The following is a 4,229-nucleotide window of genomic DNA, read 5'->3' on the forward strand; positions in this document are numbered from 1 at the left end:
CGCACTGGCCGTAACCCTTCGACTGGCGCTGCCATCGAAATCCCTGCCAAGAAAGTGATCAAGCTGGTTGTGGCCAAAGGCCTGACCGACGCTGTGAACAAGTAAGACGCAGCGATAAAAAAACCGTGCACCGGAGCAATCCGGGCACGGTTTTTTTGTGTCTGCGATTTGGCGGCGCCACGCAATCCAATGTGGGAGCGAGTCTGCTCGCGAAAGCGCTGTGCCAGTCAATATTGAAGTTAACTGACACGCCGCCTTCGCGAGCAGGCTCGCTCCCACAATTGACCTGCGTCGGTCTATGCCATGTTTAGCGCGTCCAGCGCTCGCGGCGCCAGATCTGCTGCTCGGACTTGGTCTGGAAGGTCCAGGCGACGAAGCGGCTCTGTTTCTGCCCCTGAGACATCTCCACCACCTGGCTTTCCAGCACGCCGGCCTTTTTCAGCGCGGTTTCGATGGCGGGCAGGTTCGAGGCTTTCGACACCAGCGTGCTGAACCACAGCACTTTGTGCTGGAAGTTCGCGCTCTCGGCGATCAGTTGCGTCACGAAGCGTGCTTCGCCGCCCTCACACCACAACTCCGCCGACTGGCCGCCGAAGTTCAGCACCGGCAATTTGCGTTTCGGATCAGCGCGGCCCAGCGCACGCCATTTGCGCTCGCTGCCCTTGGTCGCTTCATCCATTGAGGCGTGGAACGGCGGGTTGCACATGGTCAGGTCAAAGCGCTCACCCGGCTCCAGCAGACCAATCAGGATGTGCTTGCGGTTTTCCTGCTGACGCAGTTGGATCACCTTGTTCAGGTCGTTTGACTGAACAATGGCTCTGGCGGCGGCCACGGCGGTCGGGTCGATCTCCGAGCCGAGGAAGTGCCAGCGGTATTCGCTATTGCCGATCAGCGGATAAACGCAGTTGGCGCCCATGCCGATGTCCAGCACGTTGACGATCGCACCGCGCGGCACTTTGCCGTCGTTCATGCTGGCCAGCAGGTCAGCGAGAAAATGCACGTAATCGGCACGGCCCGGCACGGGTGGGCAGAGGTAGTCCGCCGGAATGTCCCAATGCTGGATGCCGTAGAACGACTTGAGCAGCGCCCGGTTGAACACGCGCACCGCATCGGGATTGGCGAAGTCGATGCTTTCCTTGCCGTACGGGTTGATGATCACGAACTTCGCCAGTTCCGGCGTGGTTTTGATCAGCGCCGGGAAGTCGTAACGACCCTGATGGCGATTGCGCGGGTGCAGGCTGGCCTTTTCACGCGGCTCAACGGCTTTGGCCGGGGTCGCGGAGTCAGGCTTCTTGCGCGCAGGTTTGGGGGTGCGAGGGGCGTTCATGGGCGTGGTCGATTCGGGTATGGCTGAAAGTGGCGGCTATTGTCCCACATCGGCTCGGTATTGATGACAAAAGTGCGGACAATGCCGATCAACTGTGGGAGGGGGCTTGCTCCCGAAGGCGGTATGTCAGTCCATAAATAGGTTGGATGTGAAATTGCTTTCGCGAGCAAGACCGCTCCCACAGAGGGGGTATCGTGCTGCAGAAATAAAAAAGGGAGGCCAATGTGGCCTCCCTTTTTCATTGCGATTTGCCTTTACAGGCTGGCAATCCGCGCGTGCTGCTCGGCCAGTTTGCCCAGGGCCTGTTCGGCCTCGGCCAGTTTGGCGCGTTCCTTCTCGATGACTTCGGCCGGGGCCTTGTCGACGAAACCGGCGTTGGACAGCTTGCCGCCAACCCGCTGGACTTCGCCCTGCAGGCGCAGGATTTCCTTGTCCAGGCGCGCCAGTTCAGCAGCCTTGTCGATCAGGCCGGCCATTGGCACCAGCACTTCCATCTCGCCGACCAGTGCGGTGGCGGACAGCGGTGCTTCTTCGCCAGCGGCCAGGACGGTGATCGATTCCAGGCGCGCCAGCTTCTTCAGCAGCGCTTCGTTCTCGGTCAAACGGCGCTGGTCTTCGGCGCTGACGTTCTTCAGGTAGATCGGCAGTGGCTTGCCCGGGCCGATGTTCATTTCGCCGCGGATGTTACGCGTGCCGAGCATCAGTTCCTTGAGCCACTCGATGTCGCTCTCGGCAGCCGGATCGATGCGCTCTTCATTGGCCACTGGCCAAGGTTGCAGCATGATCGTCTTGCCCTGAATACCGGCCAGCGGTGCAATGCGCTGCCAGATTTCTTCAGTGATGAACGGCATGAACGGGTGCGCCAGACGCAGCGCCACTTCCAGTACGCGCACCAGCGTGCGACGGGTGCCGCGCTGACGTTCAACCGGGGCGTTTTCGTCCCACAGCACAGGCTTGGACAATTCCAGATACCAGTCGCAGTACTGGTTCCAGATGAACTCGTACAGCGCTTGCGCGGCGAGGTCGAAACGGAATTGATCCAGTTGGCGGGTGACTTCGGCTTCGGTGCGTTGCAGTTGCGAGATGATCCAGCGATCCGCCAGCGACAGTTCGTAGGCCTCGCCGTTCTGGCCGCAGTCTTCGCCCTTGTCCAGAACATAACGCGCGGCGTTCCAGATCTTGTTGCAGAAGTTGCGATAGCCTTCGACGCGGCCCATGTCGAACTTGATGTCTCGACCGGTCGAGGCCAGCGAGCAGAAGGTGAAGCGCAGGGCGTCGGTGCCATAGCTGGCGATGCCGTCGGCAAACTCGTCGCGGGTCTGCTTCTCGATCTTCTTCGCCAGTTTTGGCTGCATCAGGCCCGAGGTGCGTTTCTGCACCAGCGTTTCCAGGTCGATGCCATCGATGATGTCCAGCGGGTCAAGGACGTTGCCCTTGGACTTGGACATCTTCTGGCCTTGGCCATCACGCACCAGACCATGCACATAAACGGTCTTGAACGGCACTTGCGGCGTGCCGTCCTCGTTCTTCATCAAGTGCATGGTCATCATGATCATCCGGGCAACCCAGAAGAAAATGATGTCGAAGCCCGTCACCAGTACGTCGGTGGAGTGGAATTTCTTCAGGAATTCGGTCTGCTCAGGCCAGCCCAGCGTGGAGAACGTCCACAGACCGGAACTGAACCAGGTGTCGAGCACGTCGTTGTCCTGTTGCAACGCCACGTCCGGGCCAAGGTTGTGCTTGGCGCGCACTTCGGCTTCGTCGCGGCCGACGTAGACCTTGCCCGATTCGTCGTACCAGGCTGGAATGCGGTGGCCCCACCACAGCTGACGGCTGATGCACCAGTCCTGGATGTCGCGCATCCAGGAGAAGTACATGTTTTCGTACTGTTTCGGCACGAACTGGATGCGACCGTCTTCAACGGCAGCAATCGCAGGTTCAGCCAAAGGTTTGGTGGAGACGTACCACTGGTCGGTCAGCCACGGCTCGATGATCGTGCCGGAGCGGTCGCCTTTCGGCACTTTCAGGTTGTGGTCGTCGACGCTGACCAGCAGGCCGGCGGCGTCGAACGCAGCAACGATTTGTTTGCGCGCCTCGAAACGGTCGAGACCGGCGTATTCAGCCGGGATCTTGCCGTCGATGCTGTCGTTCAGCGTGCCGTCGAGGTTGAACACCTGACAGGCCGGCAGTACGGCGGCGTTCTTGTCGAAGATGTTCAGCAGCGGCAGGTTGTGGCGCTTGCCGACTTCGTAGTCGTTGAAATCGTGGGCCGGGGTGATTTTCACGCAACCGGTGCCGAATTCAGGGTCGCAGTAATCGTCGGCGATGATCGGGATACGGCGGCCAACCAGTGGCAGCTCGACAAACTTGCCGATCAGGGCTTTGTAGCGTTCGTCGTTCGGGTTTACGGCCACGGCGGAGTCGCCGAGCATGGTTTCCGGACGGGTGGTCGCGACGATCAGGAAATCGTTGCCTTCAGCGGTTTTCGCGCCGTCGGCCAGCGGGTACTTGAGGTTCCACAGGAAACCTTTCTCGTCGTGGTTTTCCACTTCGAGGTCGGAAATCGCCGTGTGCAGCTTGGTATCCCAGTTGACCAGACGCTTGCCGCGATAGATCAAGCCGTCTTCGTGCAGGCGTACGAAGGCTTCTTTAACGGCTTCCGAGAGGCCGTCATCCATGGTGAAGCGCTCACGGCTCCAGTCCACGGATGAACCGAGGCGGCGGATCTGACGGCTGATGTTGCCGCCCGACTGATCCTTCCACTCCCAGACTTTCTCGAGGAATTTGTCCCGGCCCAGATCGTGGCGATTCTGGCCCTGGGCTTCAAGTTGACGCTCCACCAGCATCTGCGTGGCGATACCGGCGTGGTCGGTGCCCGGCTGCCACAGGGTGTTGCGACCCT

At 60.3% G+C, this 4,229-nt stretch carries 3 protein-coding genes; 1 reads left to right on the top strand and 2 read right to left on the bottom strand.

The genetic code is table 11. From position 1 onward, the window contains the following. Nucleotides 1-105: HU family DNA-binding protein (locus ACIOU6_RS20765; protein ID WP_401138775.1), on the top strand; the 105-nt coding region annotated here is incomplete at its 5' end. Nucleotides 106-307: 202 nt separating this feature from the next. On the opposite strand, the gene rlmF is transcribed toward ACIOU6_RS20765, so the two are convergent. Further along, on the bottom strand, nucleotides 308-1,327 hold the full coding sequence (gene rlmF, locus ACIOU6_RS20770) for a 23S rRNA (adenine(1618)-N(6))-methyltransferase RlmF (RefSeq protein ID WP_221729922.1): 1,020 nt from the start codon (nucleotides 1,325-1,327) through the stop codon (nucleotides 308-310). 254 nt (nucleotides 1,328-1,581) lie between these two features. Next, nucleotides 1,582-4,229: valine--tRNA ligase (locus ACIOU6_RS20775; RefSeq protein ID WP_401138763.1), on the bottom strand; the 2,648-nt coding region annotated here is incomplete at its 5' end.

The sequence above is a fragment of the Pseudomonas sp. NPDC087615 genome (assembly GCF_044743445.1).
Lineage (GTDB): Bacteria > Pseudomonadota > Gammaproteobacteria > Pseudomonadales > Pseudomonadaceae > Aquipseudomonas > Aquipseudomonas baetica_A.

Coding starts and splice junctions, on each gene's coding strand:
- rlmF (WP_221729922.1), bottom strand. CDS start 1,327: ATGAACGCCCCTCGCACCCCCAAACCTGCGCGCAAGAAGCCTGACTCC.